Here is a 14890-nt window from a genome sequence, read left to right as displayed (position 1 = left end):
TTTAATAATGCAATGGTGGTATGATTCAAATTTAAGCTCTTGTCAAGGGGTCCAACTGGTTGGAACTCCCACATCGAATAGTCATAGAGGAGAAATTGTGAGAGTAAATCTCCAATGATGAAAAAAAGTAAGGTAGGATAGAAGAGATGAAATTCCTTCCAATTGCCAAACCTCCATCCAGCTGCAACGAAAAAGAGTAACAAAACAATGATCATTTTATTTCCTCATTTGATTTTTTTTTAGTTTTTGGTAAATGCCATCAATTATTCACTTTATATTGTTTTAATGTAAATTGGTTTCCAGTATGAGCTTAAATAGAAGTGGGAAAAGTAAGGGTTAAAGGAGATGATAGTCATGGCAAAACGTAAAGCACAACATGATGCTGCTGAAAAGAATAATAAAACCCCATTAAAAAATAGGCAAGAATCTGAATTTGCTGCAGAATACACCCATGGTGAGGATGCAAGCAAGGGCAAGAACAGAAATTCTGCAAAAGGTATGAAGGGAAGAAGTTGATGAAGAAGAAAGAAGAAACAGTTCGAGAAGAATTCGGTCAGGAGTTTGGGGATGTAAATGCCGCGAAGCTCATAGAAGCTTCACTTAAAGAGAATAAAAAGCAAAAGGAAAATAAGAAAAAGTGCTGAGCGGAAACGCTCTAGCACTTTTTTGTTGATAAGAGAAGAATAAGTTAACCTGTCCAGCGCCAGCGCGCCTGGCCCTCGTGAAGTATGAGCAAGGCGGATTGGGCTTTGCTAATTGGATATATATTCTTTTTCAAAAAAGAATAAGGTTGATTGGCCGTTGGAAGGTTCAAAGTATGCCAATACGTACTCATTTCGTCCTTCTTTTGAGACGATTGTTTCAAGCAGCGTATGTTTGTAAATCTCTTTTTCGGAAAGGTTTAACTTTGTGAAATCATTCCCTGCAATGTGAGGAGACTGTAAAAGATCCTGATAGATGCCCGAACGTTCTTCCTTCGTCATTTCATGTTCCCACCAAGGTTTTCTTGGTTTGTAGCGCTGATTACTCAAGTAATCCAGCTTCATAAGTCCTTCAATGATATGCATCTCGTGCCTGTCTTGAGAAGAGAGGAATTCATGCAGTCTTTTGAATAGATCTTCCAATTGATGTCCGATTCTGGACCATCCGCGCTCTTCCCAATAAGAGCCGAACTGTTGAAAGAAGTCAAATGGAGATTCGAAACAATTTGTTACAAGATGTTCAACCGTACGATCCATCCTGTGATCATTCCAATATTTTTCAAGCACGTCCTCAACCTGCTTAATTCTTACGATATCATCGAAAGATAATACATTATTTCCTAATATCTCATATGGAGAATGGTCCATGTACGTGTATTGGTGGTCATTTGCGCGTATTCTCAACCCTGTTCCCCTTAGCATTTTTAAGAACCCCAGCTGAAGCTCTTCAGGGCGCATTTCAAATACATCGTTAAAGGTTTTACGGAATGACAGGTAATCTTCTTCAGGCAGTCCCGCAATAAGGTCTAGATGCTGATCAATCTTTCCTCCGTCCTTCACCATGGTAACGGTACGTGTGAGTTTTTTATAATTTTGTTTCCTCATCACCAGGTCATTGGTTTCATCATTGGTTGACTGCACTCCGATTTCAAATCTGAATAGACCTGAAGGGGCTTCTCTATTTAAAAATTCAATGACTTCAGGTCTCATGATGTCTGCAGTGATTTCGAACTGAAAGACAGTTCCCGGCAAATGCTCATCAATCAGGAATTGGAACATTTCCATTGCATAGCTTCTGCTGATATTAAACGTGCGGTCAACAAACTTTATCGTTTTGGCACCGTTCTTCATCAAGAAACGAATATCATCTTTTACCTTTTCCCGGTCAAAATAACGCACGCCGACTTCGATTGATGACAGGCAGAATTGACAGCGGAATGGGCAGCCTCTGCTTGTCTCAATATATGTCACCCGCTTTGACAGCTGAGGAAGATCTTCTTCAAATCTGAAAGGGGAAGGGACATCCCGTAAGTCGATTTTATTCTGCTGAGGTTTGATGACAGGCTTTTCATTATTATCTAAGTAGGCAATTCCGTGTACCCGGGACCAATCTTTCTCCCCATGTATTTCCTCGAGGAGCTGCTTGAACGTTTCTTCACCTTCACCGAGGACAATGAAATCCACATCGCCTTTTAAACGATCAAGCCAATAAGGGACATCATATGTAACCTCGGGACCGCCAAGTATAATCTTGGCATCAGGAAGGATTTTTCTTAACACCTGGATGACTTTAATGGTTTCTTCGATATTCCAAATATAACAGCTGAATCCGATGATATCAGGTTTCTTTGAAAACAGGTCGGCAGCAATATTGAGAATCGGATCTTTTATTGTATATTCAGCCAGCTCAGCCTCAAATTCAGGCTCAATATAAGCTTTAAGGCACCGTATGGCAAGGTTGGTATGAATATATTTTGCATTTAACGTACTTAATACGACTTTCTTCATTAAGAATATCTCCTTTTTTTACCTCAACAATCCACCAAAAGTTGGAGGCTGTTTGTAGTAGACTGCTCTACCCATTTTAACGAAGGTGGTGAAAAAGCTCAATATTTGTCTAAAAGTAATTCGAAATTATTGTATGAATAAGAAGGATTTCGGAGAATAATTACGAATTATATAAATGTATACTCAAATGTATTTGAAATGAAGCCATGGATTGGATTTTATCTTATATAAGTGAAAAAAGGGACTGACCCGTGTTTAAATGTGGTCAGCCCTTTATCGGTATTTAGATAGTAAGTTGTTCGGTACTGCCTGAACGAGTATCAGTTTTCCCTTGTTTTCATCTGTCGTTTTGAAAGGATCTTCTGAAGTTTTGTCGATTTCAGCTCGATGATCGGCTGAGTGATGGAAGTGAAAAACTTCGTTGAAAATATGATTGTCAGTATTAGCGAAACTGCGAGAAGCAATAACAGACTGGATGTAGGTTCGATAGCATCCTTAATCTCACTCTCCCTGAATAACCGGATGATAAATCCGTGAAGCAAGTAGACGTAAAGTGTGTTTCTTCCCCAATTTGTAAAGAACTGTTCTTTAGTTGGAACAAACGTGTAAAAGCTGAATATCATTAAGATATTGAGGAAATAAACGATTGCTCTTACTCCTAAGCTAATAACATCATTCCATTCGAAGTCTCCATAAGGCTTGGAACCGAGAAGCCATTTGTCCGAAAACTCCGGTACGAAGTACATTCCTAAGAAAACCATCACAAACAAAATTCCTGCAGATATGCGGGCTTTGCTTGTTTTGAAATAATCAAAGTGCTCCTTTTTCATATAGTAGCCCAACAAGAAGAATGGGAAGAATACAAATGTTCTCGATAAACTTAGATATGTTGAGATTTCTTCTACAAATCCAATCAATAGGCCGATGGCGAATGCCACAGTTAACCCCATTGCCGGTTTGAATTTAAACCACTTGATAAATACATACAGCAGGGCGTTCCAACAGAACAGGCTGATCAGGAACCATAAGGACCAATGAGGATCCAGCGGGTGAAGCTCAAAGGTTGTTTTATCATACAGGAAGTGGTAATAAATGGTATAAATGAGCTGGAAAACAATATAGGGAAGTATCAGCTTCTTGGCAAGTTTCCCTATATAACCTTCTTTGTAAAACCCTTTTGCAAATAGTCCTGCAACTAAAATGAAAGCGGGCATATGGAATGTGTAGATCGTTTTATAAAGCGAGAGGATAAAAGGATCGCTTTCAATATATGACCGTATTAGATGACCAAAAACGACTAAAAAGATCAAAATGAATTTGGCATTGTCGAAATAAGAATCACGCTGTTTCATAACCATCACCGTCTTTTTTAAATGATTTGCACTAATTTAATTTCTACCCTAGGATACAACGTGCAAAACCGAAATTTCACTGTTAATTATCACCAAAAACATGGTGTGCTATTCGAACAAAATAAAAGGTAAGCCGAAAGTCGTCTTTTTATTAAGTAGGGGGATGTAGAAATGACTAAAAGCAGCAAGTTGGGAAATCCAATTTTAAAGGAAGAATGTCATCCTATTGATAGGGAAATTTGCTTAGCGTCGCCGATGGCTATGGTTGTCATAAATGATGAAATGAAAATTATTTATGCAAATGATCAAGCTTGCAGGATTATGCAGATTGAACTTGATTCAGTGTCCGGCCAGCTGTTCAGCAACTTTTTTTCTTCTGTCCCATCCCCGATCGTAGCTCATTACCAAGATGTAATGGAGTCGGGCAATTCACTTGAGGATGAAACGTTGATGAATACCAAAGACGATAAAATCATTCATATTGAATTGATTCTAAAAAAATCCGCCGTTTCTACCAATGCTTATTTATACTTCAAAGATGTGACCAAATCTAAGGAGAACGAACGAAAAGACCATCTCAATGTTCACCTTCTTTCGAATATCTTTCAGAATGCTTCCGAAGGCATCATCCTATTTGATCTTAAGGGAAACATAAATGATGTAAATCAGGCTTTCTCTAAACAAGTGGGGATAAACAAAAAGGAAATCCTTACACGAAATATCCGTTCTTTTATTCCCGAGAACTCACAATATAAAATTGATAAAATCAAAGATCTGCTTTCCCAGAATAGAAAAGCAAGAGGTGAAATACCAATAAAAAAAGGGAATGGGATCTCGATTGTGGAGTTTACTACCAGCCCCTTTGTGCACCATAAACTCCATATGGCAATCCTTCGGGATGTCACGGAGAAAAGGCAGATGGAAATTCAGGTGAAGAGAAATGAAGATCTGTTTAAGGGGTTATTCGAGGAAGCGATCGATGCAATCGTCCTATGGGATCAGGATGGAAGAGTATTAAAGGCGAATGCCTCTGCATTAAAGATATTTGAATGTTCGCTTTCCGAACTCTTATCAAAGAAAATCAAAGATTTCGTCTATCCATTGGAAAGCCAGAAATTTGAGCTTGTGATGGAAGAGCTGTACAAAAGTGGTGCAGTTAGGGATGAAGTCCTGTTCCTGATGCCTAACAATCAATTAAAACATTTGGAATTCACTTCCAAGCTTCATTCGGTTGATGGTTATAATATGACTATCTTCAGAAACGTAAGTGAACGATATCAAATGGAAAAGGAACTGCGGGAAAGTGAAGAGAGGTTCAGGAAGATATTCGAAGGGTCCCTGGATGGCTTATTCCTGACCAACCATAATTATGTAGTGGTTGATGCGAATCCTGAAGCAAGCAAGATATTGAATCTCGACAAAGATCACTTAATCGGCAAAGATGTCCGCGAAATATTGAACATTAAAGCTGAGGACGAGACGTATCATGATTATTTGGTACAATTAAAAGAAGAGGGACAATCAAGCTTCCTAAAAACAATTCAGTCATATGATGAAAAGTTGCAGTATATAGAATTATCATCGAAATATAATCTGTTGTCCAATCTCAACTTAACGATTATACGTGACATTACGGAACAAATTGAAATGCAGGAGCAATTGAGGAAGTCAGATACATTAAGCGTGGTAGGTGAGCTTGCTGCAGGTATAGCACATGAAATCCGAAATCCGATGACTGCGTTAAAGGGCTTTATTCAACTACTGGAAAACAGCGTAGGGATTGATCATGAAATGTACTTTAATGTCATAACGTCCGAGCTGCAGAGGATAGAATCGATCATAACAGAGTTTCTTGTCCTGGCTAAACCCCAGGCTGTACAGTATCAGGAAACGAATCTAATTAAAATCATGAAAGACACGGTTGAACTGTTAAGCGCACAGGCAACCATGCATAATGTTCAGTATCATGAGCGGTATCAGGAAGACCTTCCGCCAATCTTTGCGGAACCCAACCAGTTAAAACAGGTATTTATCAATATCATCAAGAATGCTATTGAAGTCATGACCCAAGGTGGACTGATCACGATAGGCATTCATGAAACCGAGGACAACTGCATTCATATTGAAATTAGAGATCAAGGAAACGGGATTTCAAGAGATAAAATAAAAAAACTCGGTGAACCCTTCTATACGACTAAAGAACGTGGAACCGGACTGGGATTGATGGTAAGCTTCAATATAATCAAAGAACATAATGGCAGAATTGAAGTAGATAGTAAAATAGGGGAAGGAACTGTTTTTCATATCTATTTACCGAAGATGTAAGGAGATGAGTTCGTGGGTGTCTCAACGCTTTATATGGAAAGTCCGATAGGAGTATTGGAGTTGAAAGCTGAGGAAGAATGGCTGGTATCATTAAGGTTTGCATCCGAGGTAAAACCTGCCCCGGTGACAGAACAGCCATTATTGCTTGAAGCTAAACGCCAATTGGAAGAGTACTTTAAAGGCATAAGGGACGAGTTCACTCTCCCGCTTAAAATTGAGGGTACGGAGTTTCAGCGGGAAGTCTGGAAAGCATTGAGAGAGATTCCATACGGATCCACCTGCTCCTATGTAGATGTTGCCAAACGTATAGAGAGACCCAAAGCGGTCAGGGCAATCGGCCAGGCAAACAAGGCCAATAAATTTCCGATCATCATCCCATGTCACAGAGTGATCGGCAAGAACAATTCACTAACCGGTTATGCTGGTAAACAAGTAGATAAAAAAGAGATTCTACTTTCACTTGAGCAGCCTAAGTAACTTAAAAACGCATCTTTCATTCATGAAAGATGCGTTTTTAAGTTTTTGTAATACACTGCCGCTATTGCAATTTATATCAATTTAGACTACCATCTAATTAGATGATAGTCTAAATAAGGGTGGTGTTTAATTTGCAACTGGATAAACAAGTGGCATTTTATAAAACAATGGGAGATCCCACACGCATCAAAATTGTCCACCTTCTGTCAGTTGATGCGTTTCATGTGGGAGCAATCGCAGGGAAACTGGGGTTGACTGCTCCGACGATCTCACATCACCTCAGTAAACTCAAGGCATGTAATCTTGTTTACTCAAGAAGGGAAAAAAACACGATTTATTATTTTTTGAACAGAAAGGTACTGGCTCATCATGCCAGTGTTCTTGAACGCTTCACGAATAAAGGGGAAGGGGAATCTGAAATGAGCGAGAAAATGATGAAAGAGAAACAAAAGTTGATGAATAACTTTATGGAGAAGAATGGGAGAGTGAAAACCATACCCGCTCAGCAGAAGAAGAAACTTTTCCTGCTTGAGCACATGGTGGAAGGATTGGAAGTTGGGACTAAATACAGTGAACAGGAAGTCAATGAATACATCAAGCAATTTCATGACGATTTTGCAACATTAAGAAGAGAATTCATCATTCATCAGTTCATGTTCAGGGAAAACGGAATCTATGAGCTGAATCCAAGGGAAATGTGGGGGTCTACTCCCTTATATAAGCAGTAATAAAAAGAAAGATACCTTTCATGAAGAAGGTATCTCTTTTTAGGTATGTTTAATCATTTTTTCGATATTTTCATTAAAAGAAGGGTAAATAACGCCTTTTTCAGTAATGATAGCTGTAATCAATTCATGAGAGGTCACATCAAAGGCAGGATTATATACAAGTGTGTCTTGAGGTGCAATCCTATTACCGTCCATTTCGGTCAGTTCTTCAGGAGCGCGCTCTTCTATAGGAATGCCGCTTCCAGAATGCAGTGATAAATCAAAAGTGGAGGACGGTGCTGCCACGTAAAAAGGAATATCGTAATATTTGCACAAGATGGCGAGCATGGTGGTTCCGATTTTGTTGGCCGTATCCCCATTTGCGGCTATCCTGTCTGCTCCCACGATGACAGCTTCCACACCTTTCTTTTCAATTGTATGAGCAGCCATACTGTCTGATATTAGAGTCACTTCAACGCCTGACTGCTGTAACTCCCAGGTGGTTAAACGTGAACCCTGCAGTATCGGACGCGTTTCGCATGCATAAACATGAAAGGTTTTCCCTCGCTCACTGCCTAAATGAAAAGGTGCTAAAGCCGTTCCGTATTTACTTGTAGCAATGGATCCTGCATTGCAGATCGTCATGATGGCATTCTTATCGCTGAGTAATTGGAGACCATGTTCTCCGATTTGTCTGCAGGTGACCTCATCTTCGGCATGAAGCATGATGGCGGTGTGAAGAAGAATTGTTTTCGCTTCATTCACAGACCGGACATTCTCAATTGCCTGTTCCAGGGAAGTCAATGCCCAGCCCAAATTCACTGCAGTCGGCCGGGAGGAATATAAATAATCCTTATCCTTCTGGAACTTCTCCTTGAATGTAACAAGGCATTCAGTATCATATTGATTTAAAGATAAAGCAAGGCCGTAAGCGGCAGTTATACCGATTGCAGGTGCCCCGCGTACTTTCAGCGTAACGATTGCGTCATAAAAGTCCTCAATTGAAGATAGGCGGAGGTATTCGATTATTTGAGGCAGTTTTTGCTGATTTAAAATCACGAAATGATCATCTTGGAATTGTAATGATGTTGGTATAGCTATTGTTTGAGTCATGATAAGCTCCTTAAGATGTATGTTTGCAAATGAAATCGGTTAGTTCTTCAACAGTTGACAAATGTTGTCTTCGCAGAATCAATTCTCTCCCTAATGAAAGGCACCTTTGTTTTGCATGCAGCCTATTTTCTTTATCTGAAATGCCGTCAAGATCTGCAACATGTGCAAGACCTACCGTTCTTCTAATGAGTTCACAGCCGCTGAAACCCGCACTGTCTTGAAATGCTTTTTTCAACACATATTCCAAATATCCATTTACCTTCGTATAGGCATCGCCACTTTCCTGCCAGTGTTTCGAAAAGGTTTCAGTGAAGGTGTTCCATGTATGGATAATATGATGAATGAGTTCAACCTTGCCTTCACGATCATTTCGTGCAATTACCTGGAATGTCAGATTCGCGATGAATTGACCAATATCAAAGCCGATTGGTCCATAGAAAGCAAACTCAGGATCGATCACCTTTGTTTGAGTCTTATCGGCAAAAATGCTCCCGGTGTGAAGGTCACCATGTAAAAGGGCTTCGCTCTCTGTAATAAAGCTTTTTTTCAACTTGGCCACTTCCAGCTTCAGATTGAAATCATCCCATAGTTCTTGAATATATGGCAGCAATTCTTCTTCGAAATCATTCGTAACACTATTGAAAAAAGGATCAGTAAATACAAGGTCCTCGGTGATCTTGCAAAGTTCAGGGTTCGAAAAGGTTCTTACATATTCCTTTTTCTTAAACGGATGCAGGCCGTAGTCAGAAGTGAAGTACAGTGTGTTTGCCAGGAAAGTTCCGATATGTTCAGATAAAAGTGGATATGACTTTCTTTCTATCAGTCCTGTGCGTGCAATCGTTAACGAACTGAGATCCTCCATCACCGTGACAGCCAGTCTGTCATCACTGAAATATACCTGTGGGACAAGATTCTGGGCATGGGAGTACTGCAATTTCAGTGCATTGGCTTCAATTCTGGCCCGGTCGATTGTAAGTGGCCAGCTTTCCCCAACCACTTTCGCATAAGGCAGCGCCTGCTTGATAATGATTCCCTTCCTGCCTTTTTCCGCAACTTGAAAAACGAGATTTAAGTTTCCATCTCCAATTTCACGACAAGTCAATTCCGCATTCTTACTAAAAAAGTTTAAACTGATCGCCAAATCCTTTGCAGTTTGTTCGTCCAAGGCCAGATAGTTATGTACAGGACTAATAGTCATTGATCGTTCCTCCTAAATAGGTTCATGTTATGGAGGCTTTTCGACCGGAAAAAATGAAAAGCCTCTTTCGTTGTATGAAAGAGGCTTAAAAGAATGAATCTTATTCGCCTCTTATCTCTCAGAAAGGTTTCTTTCTGTTGGAATTAGCACCGTGCCTTAAGGAAACGCGCATGAAAGCGCCCCGTTTCACAACGGAATGAAGGTCGGTTGCTGGGCTTCAAAGGGCCAAATCCCTCAGCCAGCTCTTGATAAGAGTTCCATTAAATTGTTGGTGGATTTCTGTTGTTAGCTATTTGATTTGAATAGTACCATCCATGCAATTAAAGAGTCAACAACTTTTTTCGGAATAATAAATTAATAAAATTCAGGTCGGCGATCTTGAAAGATTGGTATTTTCTTTCTTACTTCTTCTACCTCATCCAGATCGATCTCTGCAGTGATTAAACCTTCATCGCGATTTCCTTCAGCTATGATTTCCCCCCATGGACTTATGATCATCGAACTGCCGCCAAATTCATTATTCGGATCACTTCCTGTACGGTTACAGGCGATGACAAAACATTGATTTTCAATGGCCCTGGCAAGTAATAGAGTCCTCCAGTGGGAAATTCTTTCTGCTGGCCATTGTGCCACCACGAAAACCACTTTAGCGCCGTCAATGACATGTTTTCTGAACCATTCAGGAAAGCGGATATCATAACAGATCATACCAGCCATCTGAGTGTCCATCAGATTGAACAAACCATTTTCTTTACCTGGAAGCAAATAATGGTGTTCATCCATGAGTTTAAACAAATGTAGTTTTGTATATTCTTTGACGATTTTACCATTTAAGTCGGCTACGAGAAGATTATTCCCTATCCCTTCACTGGTTTTACTTGCAATGGATCCTCCTACGATATGAATGGAGTGTCGGGATGCGAGACCAGTTAGGAAAGCACTGCTGTCGCGTGCATCTTCATCAGCAATATCTTCGATTCTAGTCAAATCATATCCAGTAGTCCACAACTCAGGGAATACGACGACATGACATCCAGCTTCGCTTGCCTTTTCCACCCAATGCCGAACTCGCTTTTGATTCTCAGCAGGGTCGCCGAATGCAATATCCATTTGTGCAAGTCCAATTTTTTTAATCAAATTAACACCTCTTCTGCCAGAAATATAAATTTTCACTTTACAATCATTACTTTACGTTATATCATTTGTGACTAGAATTTGAAAGTAAATAATTTTCTAAAAATGAAGTAGGTGAAATGATGAAAATCTATAAACAAGCAGAAAGAGTCCAGGAACTGCCTAAGCAATTTTTTGCATCCTTGACTGAAAAAGTCCAAAAAGTGGTAAACGAAGGGCATGACGTCATAAATTTGGGGCAGGGAAATCCGGATCAGCCTACCCCTCCGCATATAGTAGAGGCAATGAGGGAAGCAGTTAAATCACCAGGAAATCATAAATATTCTCCTTTCAGGGGACAGACTTCCTTCAAGGAAGCCATAGCTGCTTTTTATAAACGGGAATATGGTGTGGACATTAACCCGGATGATGAGGTTGCTGTGTTATTCGGTGGAAAAGCCGGTCTTGTGGAAATCCCCCAGGTACTTTTAAATCCAGGGGATAAGGTTTTGGTACCGGATCCGGGGTATCCCGATTATTTATCAGGCGTATCGCTTTCAGGGGCGGAGATGGTCAAAATGCCGTTGGAAGAAGATAATCATTTCCTTCCGGATTATGACTCGATTCCAGAAGAAGATTTTCAGAAAGCGAAACTCATGTTCCTAAACTACCCTAATAACCCTACTGGGGCTGTTGCATCCCATGAATTTTTCAGGGATACGGTTTCGGTTGCAAGCAAACATGATATGTGTATCGTGCATGATTTTGCATATGGTGCAATTGGTTTCGAAGGCCGTAAACCGGTCAGTTTCCTTGAAACTGATGGAGCGAAGGACGTGGGCATTGAAATTTACACTTTGTCCAAAACCTATAACATGGCAGGGTGGAGAATAGGGTTCGCTGTTGGAAACAAAAGTGTAATCGAAGCACTCAATATTCTCCAGGATCATTTGTATGTAAGTCTATTCGGAGCTATTCAGGAAGCTGCGGTGACAGCGCTGCTCGGCCCGCAAAAGTGTGTGGATGAATTAGTTGCGATGTATGAAAGAAGAAGAAAAACGTTGATAGACGGCCTGCAAAGGATTGGCTGGGATGTTAATGCACCTGCGGGTTCATTCTTTGCGTGGCTAAAAGTTCCAACAGGTTTCTCCTCGGTTGAGTTTGCAGACTTACTGCTCAAGGAGATCAAAGTCGCAGTAGCACCTGGCGTAGGGTTTGGCGAACATGGGGAAGGCTATGTGCGCGTTGGATTATTGACAAGTATAGAGCGAATTGAAGAAGCTGTAGATCGTATTGAAAATTTGAAATTATTCGATAAATAGATTGACAGAACTGAAAAATGATGACATAATCCAACTGAAATTACATTCATATAGTTAAGGTATTCTTATCAAGAGCAGGCGGAGGGACCAGCCCTATGAAGCCCGGCAACCGACTTTTTCAAGCACGGTGCTAATTCTTGCAGCATGGCATATGCTGAGAGATAAGAAAGAGTTATAGACAACCTCTTCTTATCGAAGAGGTTTTTTGTATTTTCTGTTGTTTTTCTTACCTATAATCCAGCAAGGGGGTATCTCAAGTGGGAGAAGTAATTGCTACATACGAATTAACAGGAAAAAGTCGATCATTTCAAGAAAAAGCCGAAGGGATCGCTCTCGGACTGACGGTCGGTTCATGGACCGGCCTTCCATTACTCGAAAAGGACCAATTAAGGAAATACAAGGGAAAGGTTGTGGCAGTGAAAGAAAAAGAAGCGGGTGAAATTCCATCAGCAGAAATTCAAATAGCATACCCATCAGGGAATTATTCCAACGATATACCTGCGATCCTTACAACTGTGTTCGGTAAACTATCGCTTGACGGCAAGGTTAAGTTAAGGGATATTCGTTTTTCCGATGATTTAAAAAGGGGTTTCCCGGGACCCCGATTTGGTATTGACGGTATCAGAGATTTAGTGAATGTACCTGAGAGACCACTCCTAATGAGCATTTTTAAAGGAATTATCGGCAGAGACCTGAATTATTTGGAGAACCAGTTGAGGGCTCAGGCATTAGGTGGAGTAGATCTGGTAAAAGATGATGAAATCCTTTTTGACAATGAACTGACACCTTTTGACGAAAGAATAAAGATAGGCCAAAACGTTCTTCAGGAGGTAAATGAAGTAACTGGGAAAAGGGTTCTTTACGCAGTTAATTTGAGTGGCAGAACTTCAGGTTTAATGGAAAAAGCAAGAAGGGCAAGGGATCTTGGGGCAGATGCATTGTTATTCAATGTGTTTTCTTACGGTTTGGATGTTCTTCAGGAGCTGCGTGAAGATGATGAGATCGGACTGCCGATCATGGCTCATCCTTCTTTTGCAGGAGCTGCAGCAGCCTCACCCCAATACGGTGTAGATTATTCTTTATGGCTTGGAAAGTTCTTAAGGATGACAGGAGCTGATTTTTCATTATTCCCGTCACCTTATGGCAGTGTGGCATTAGAAAAAGGACAAGTACTGTCTATCAGTGATGAGTTGACGAACTCAGATCGGTTTAAAAAGACTTTTCCTGTTCCTTCGGCAGGCATCCATCCTGCTCTGGTTCCCCAATTGATTGAAGACTTTGGCAGAGATTGTGTCATCAATGCAGGGGGAGGTGTGCACGGCCATCCCGATGGTGCCGCAGCTGGAGGAAAAGCCTTTCTTCAGGCTATCGATGCGGTAATGGAAGGAATTTCGCTTACTGATTCTGCAGCAAGACAACCCGAATTGAAAAAAGCGTTGATGCTATGGGGAGAGGGGGTCAGTGCCCGGGGGTGAACATGCATTTTTTGCAATACCATTCCCTTTTAACGTTTTAATACACTTTAAGATAGTCTATTTGTTTCTGAAGAAGGAGGTGCCAGCGTGATAGTCAACCAATCGAAGTGGGAAGATCTTGCTGAGGTGAAAGAAGAGCTTGCCGTGCGAGACTGGTTTATGGGTACGAGCGGAAATCTTGCCCTCAGAGTCAGTTCGTCCCCAACGACCTTTCTAGTAACGGCCAGCGGTAAAGATAAGCGAAAGAAAACGGAGGAAGATTTTCTGCTAGTGGATGGAAACGGGAAGCCGGTGGAAAAAACGAATCTGCGTCCATCGGCCGAAACAGCGCTGCACAGCAGAATTTTTCTGAACAGCGGGGCTGGTTGCAGTCTTCATGTACATACGGTACCCAATAATGTAGTAAGCGAGTTGTATGGGGATGCAGGAGAAGTTACATTCAGAAATCAGGAATTGATCAAAGCATTTGATAAATGGAGAGAAGATGATGAATTAACTATCCCCATCATTCGCAATCATGCACATATCCCAGACCTGGCTGAAGAGCTTTCACAGCATATCCGGGGAGATAAAGGGGCTGTGCTGATACGTAATCATGGAATAACCGTATGGGGCAGGAACACATTTGAGGCAAAGAAGCTACTTGAAGCCTGCGAGTTTTTATTTCAGTATCATCTACAAATTTTATCATTACAGTCTCATAATTTACAAACGTGAAAAGGGGGAATCTTAATTATGGCAACTATTAGGATCCATGGCTCAGAAAGAATTGTGAAAGATCAAAATGAGGTTATTTCTTTTTTACATGAACAAGGTGTAATCTATGAAAACTGGAATATAGCAAAATTAAATCCCAATCTTGTAGAGCAATATGATTTATCAGATAATGAGAAAAATACAATCATCGAAACGTTCAGAGAAGAAATAGAAGAGATTTCGGAAAGAAGGGGATATAGGTCCTGGGACGTTATTTCATTATCCGCCAACACTCCGAACCTGGACGAACTGCTTAATAACTTCCAGCAGGAGCACCATCATACCGATGATGAAGTCAGATTCATCGTGAGTGGGCATGGCGTATTCATTATTGAAGGTCAAGACGGTAACTTCTATGAAGTCCATCTTGACCCTGGTGATTTAATTTCAGTGCCGGAAAATATTCGACATTACTTTACATTAAGTGATGATAAACAAGTGGTGGCAATCCGCATCTTTGTCACAAAAGAAGGCTGGGTGCCGATTTATTAAATAAGAAGAGGAGAAAAGCCAAAGTCTTTTTCTCCTCTTCTTAATGTCTAATTCCCTTCCCGCAGAGCGCA

At 40.6% G+C, this 14890-nt stretch carries 14 protein-coding genes, 1 pseudogene and 2 riboswitches; of the genes and pseudogenes, 9 read left to right on the top strand and 6 right to left on the bottom strand.

Translation table 11 applies throughout. The annotated features are described in order from the left end of the window. Positions 1 to 215 (bottom strand): annotated as a pseudogene (locus HP456_RS24815) (CBO0543 family protein); the annotation flags it as partial. Between the two features lie 139 nt (positions 216 to 354). On the opposite strand from HP456_RS24815, the gene ykzP reads away from it, so the two are divergent. After that, the gene (ykzP, locus tag HP456_RS02120) at positions 355 to 516 is read left to right on the top strand and encodes a protein YkzP (protein ID WP_172248366.1); all 162 of its coding nucleotides are present in this window, start codon (positions 355 to 357) and stop codon (positions 514 to 516) included. Beyond that, positions 516 to 644 carry a protein YkzE gene (ykzE, locus tag HP456_RS25285; protein ID WP_281357939.1) on the top strand — a complete coding sequence of 43 codons (129 nt, stop codon included), beginning with the start codon at positions 516 to 518 and terminating at the stop codon, positions 642 to 644. The genes ykzP and ykzE overlap by 1 nt, the downstream gene beginning before the upstream one ends. Before the next feature lie 108 nt (positions 645 to 752). Here the strand turns inward: ykzE and HP456_RS02115 are convergent, their stop codons facing one another. Both HP456_RS02115 and HP456_RS02110 read right to left on the bottom strand, forming a co-directional pair. Beyond that, the gene (locus HP456_RS02115; RefSeq protein WP_172248365.1) at positions 753 to 2489 is read right to left on the bottom strand and encodes a B12-binding domain-containing radical SAM protein; all 1737 of its coding nucleotides are present in this window, start codon (positions 2487 to 2489) and stop codon (positions 753 to 755) included. 320 nt (positions 2490 to 2809) lie between these two features. Continuing rightward, entirely contained in the window at positions 2810 to 3841 is a 1032-nt protein-coding gene (locus HP456_RS02110) for an acyltransferase family protein (RefSeq protein WP_172248364.1), read from the bottom strand. 171 nt (positions 3842 to 4012) lie between these two features. Between HP456_RS02110 and HP456_RS02105 the strand changes: the two genes are divergently transcribed. From HP456_RS02105 to HP456_RS02095, 3 genes are all read left to right on the top strand, one after another. Continuing rightward, entirely contained in the window at positions 4013 to 6166 is a 2154-nt protein-coding gene (locus tag HP456_RS02105; protein ID WP_172248363.1) for a PAS domain-containing sensor histidine kinase, read from the top strand. A gap of 33 nt (positions 6167 to 6199) precedes the next feature. Further along, the gene (locus tag HP456_RS02100) at positions 6200 to 6643 is read left to right on the top strand and encodes a methylated-DNA--[protein]-cysteine S-methyltransferase (protein ID WP_172248369.1); all 444 of its coding nucleotides are present in this window, start codon (positions 6200 to 6202) and stop codon (positions 6641 to 6643) included. Between the two features lie 131 nt (positions 6644 to 6774). Then, the gene (locus HP456_RS02095) at positions 6775 to 7371 is read left to right on the top strand and encodes a DUF2087 domain-containing protein (RefSeq protein WP_172248362.1); all 597 of its coding nucleotides are present in this window, start codon (positions 6775 to 6777) and stop codon (positions 7369 to 7371) included. 39 nt (positions 7372 to 7410) lie between these two features. On the opposite strand, the gene mtnA is transcribed toward HP456_RS02095, so the two are convergent. The 3 genes from mtnA to HP456_RS02080 form a co-directional block, all read right to left on the bottom strand. Next, positions 7411 to 8463: an S-methyl-5-thioribose-1-phosphate isomerase gene (gene mtnA / locus HP456_RS02090; protein ID WP_172248361.1), complete on the bottom strand. Its 1053-nt coding sequence runs from the start codon at positions 8461 to 8463 to the stop codon at positions 7411 to 7413. Between the two features lie 10 nt (positions 8464 to 8473). Beyond that, entirely contained in the window at positions 8474 to 9661 is a 1188-nt protein-coding gene (gene mtnK, locus HP456_RS02085) for an S-methyl-5-thioribose kinase (protein WP_172248360.1), read from the bottom strand. Between the two features lie 108 nt (positions 9662 to 9769). After that, positions 9770 to 9916: riboswitch (SAM riboswitch) on the bottom strand. Between the two features lie 99 nt (positions 9917 to 10015). Next, on the bottom strand, positions 10016 to 10798 hold the full coding sequence (locus HP456_RS02080) for a carbon-nitrogen family hydrolase (protein WP_281357938.1): 783 nt from the start codon (positions 10796 to 10798) through the stop codon (positions 10016 to 10018). Positions 10799 to 10917: 119 nt separating this feature from the next. Between HP456_RS02080 and HP456_RS02075 the strand changes: the two genes are divergently transcribed. The 4 genes from HP456_RS02075 to mtnD all read left to right on the top strand — a co-directional run bounded on the left by HP456_RS02075 (position 10918) and on the right by mtnD (position 14819). Then, entirely contained in the window at positions 10918 to 12096 is a 1179-nt protein-coding gene (locus HP456_RS02075; RefSeq protein ID WP_172248367.1) for a pyridoxal phosphate-dependent aminotransferase, read from the top strand. Positions 12097 to 12158: 62 nt separating this feature from the next. Beyond that, positions 12159 to 12264: riboswitch (SAM riboswitch) on the top strand. An 89-nt stretch (positions 12265 to 12353) separates the two neighbouring features. Continuing rightward, entirely contained in the window at positions 12354 to 13571 is a 1218-nt protein-coding gene (locus HP456_RS02070; protein ID WP_172248359.1) for a 2,3-diketo-5-methylthiopentyl-1-phosphate enolase, read from the top strand. A gap of 87 nt (positions 13572 to 13658) precedes the next feature. Further along, entirely contained in the window at positions 13659 to 14288 is a 630-nt protein-coding gene (locus HP456_RS02065) for a methylthioribulose 1-phosphate dehydratase (protein ID WP_172248358.1), read from the top strand. Positions 14289 to 14306: 18 nt separating this feature from the next. Further along, entirely contained in the window at positions 14307 to 14819 is a 513-nt protein-coding gene (gene mtnD, locus HP456_RS02060) for an acireductone dioxygenase (RefSeq protein ID WP_172248357.1), read from the top strand. Positions 14820 to 14890: the final 71 nt, after the last annotated feature.

Origin of the sequence: Bacillus haikouensis (assembly GCF_013179555.1) — a bacterium.
Lineage (GTDB): Bacteria > Bacillota > Bacilli > Bacillales > Bacillaceae_B > Rossellomorea > Rossellomorea haikouensis_A.
The sequence above is the reverse complement of the archived record's forward strand: the minus strand, read 5'-3'. Positions and strand labels throughout refer to the sequence as shown.

Bases quoted from the DNA above. Each gene is read 5' to 3' on its own strand.
- mtnD (WP_172248357.1), top strand. From the start codon at position 14,307: ATGGCAACTATTAGGATCCATGGCTCAGAAAGAATTGTGAAAGATCAA.
- HP456_RS02105 (WP_172248363.1), top strand. From the start codon at position 4,013: ATGACTAAAAGCAGCAAGTTGGGAAATCCAATTTTAAAGGAAGAATGT.
- ykzE (WP_281357939.1), top strand. From the start codon at position 516: ATGAAGAAGAAAGAAGAAACAGTTCGAGAAGAATTCGGTCAGGAGTTT.
- HP456_RS02115 (WP_172248365.1), bottom strand. From the start codon at position 2,489: ATGAAGAAAGTCGTATTAAGTACGTTAAATGCAAAATATATTCATACC.
- mtnA (WP_172248361.1), bottom strand. From the start codon at position 8,463: ATGACTCAAACAATAGCTATACCAACATCATTACAATTCCAAGATGAT.
- HP456_RS02100 (WP_172248369.1), top strand. From the start codon at position 6,200: ATGGAAAGTCCGATAGGAGTATTGGAGTTGAAAGCTGAGGAAGAATGG.
- mtnK (WP_172248360.1), bottom strand. From the start codon at position 9,661: ATGACTATTAGTCCTGTACATAACTATCTGGCCTTGGACGAACAAACT.
- HP456_RS02075 (WP_172248367.1), top strand. From the start codon at position 10,918: ATGAAAATCTATAAACAAGCAGAAAGAGTCCAGGAACTGCCTAAGCAA.
- ykzP (WP_172248366.1), top strand. From the start codon at position 355: ATGGCAAAACGTAAAGCACAACATGATGCTGCTGAAAAGAATAATAAA.
- HP456_RS02110 (WP_172248364.1), bottom strand. From the start codon at position 3,841: ATGAAACAGCGTGATTCTTATTTCGACAATGCCAAATTCATTTTGATC.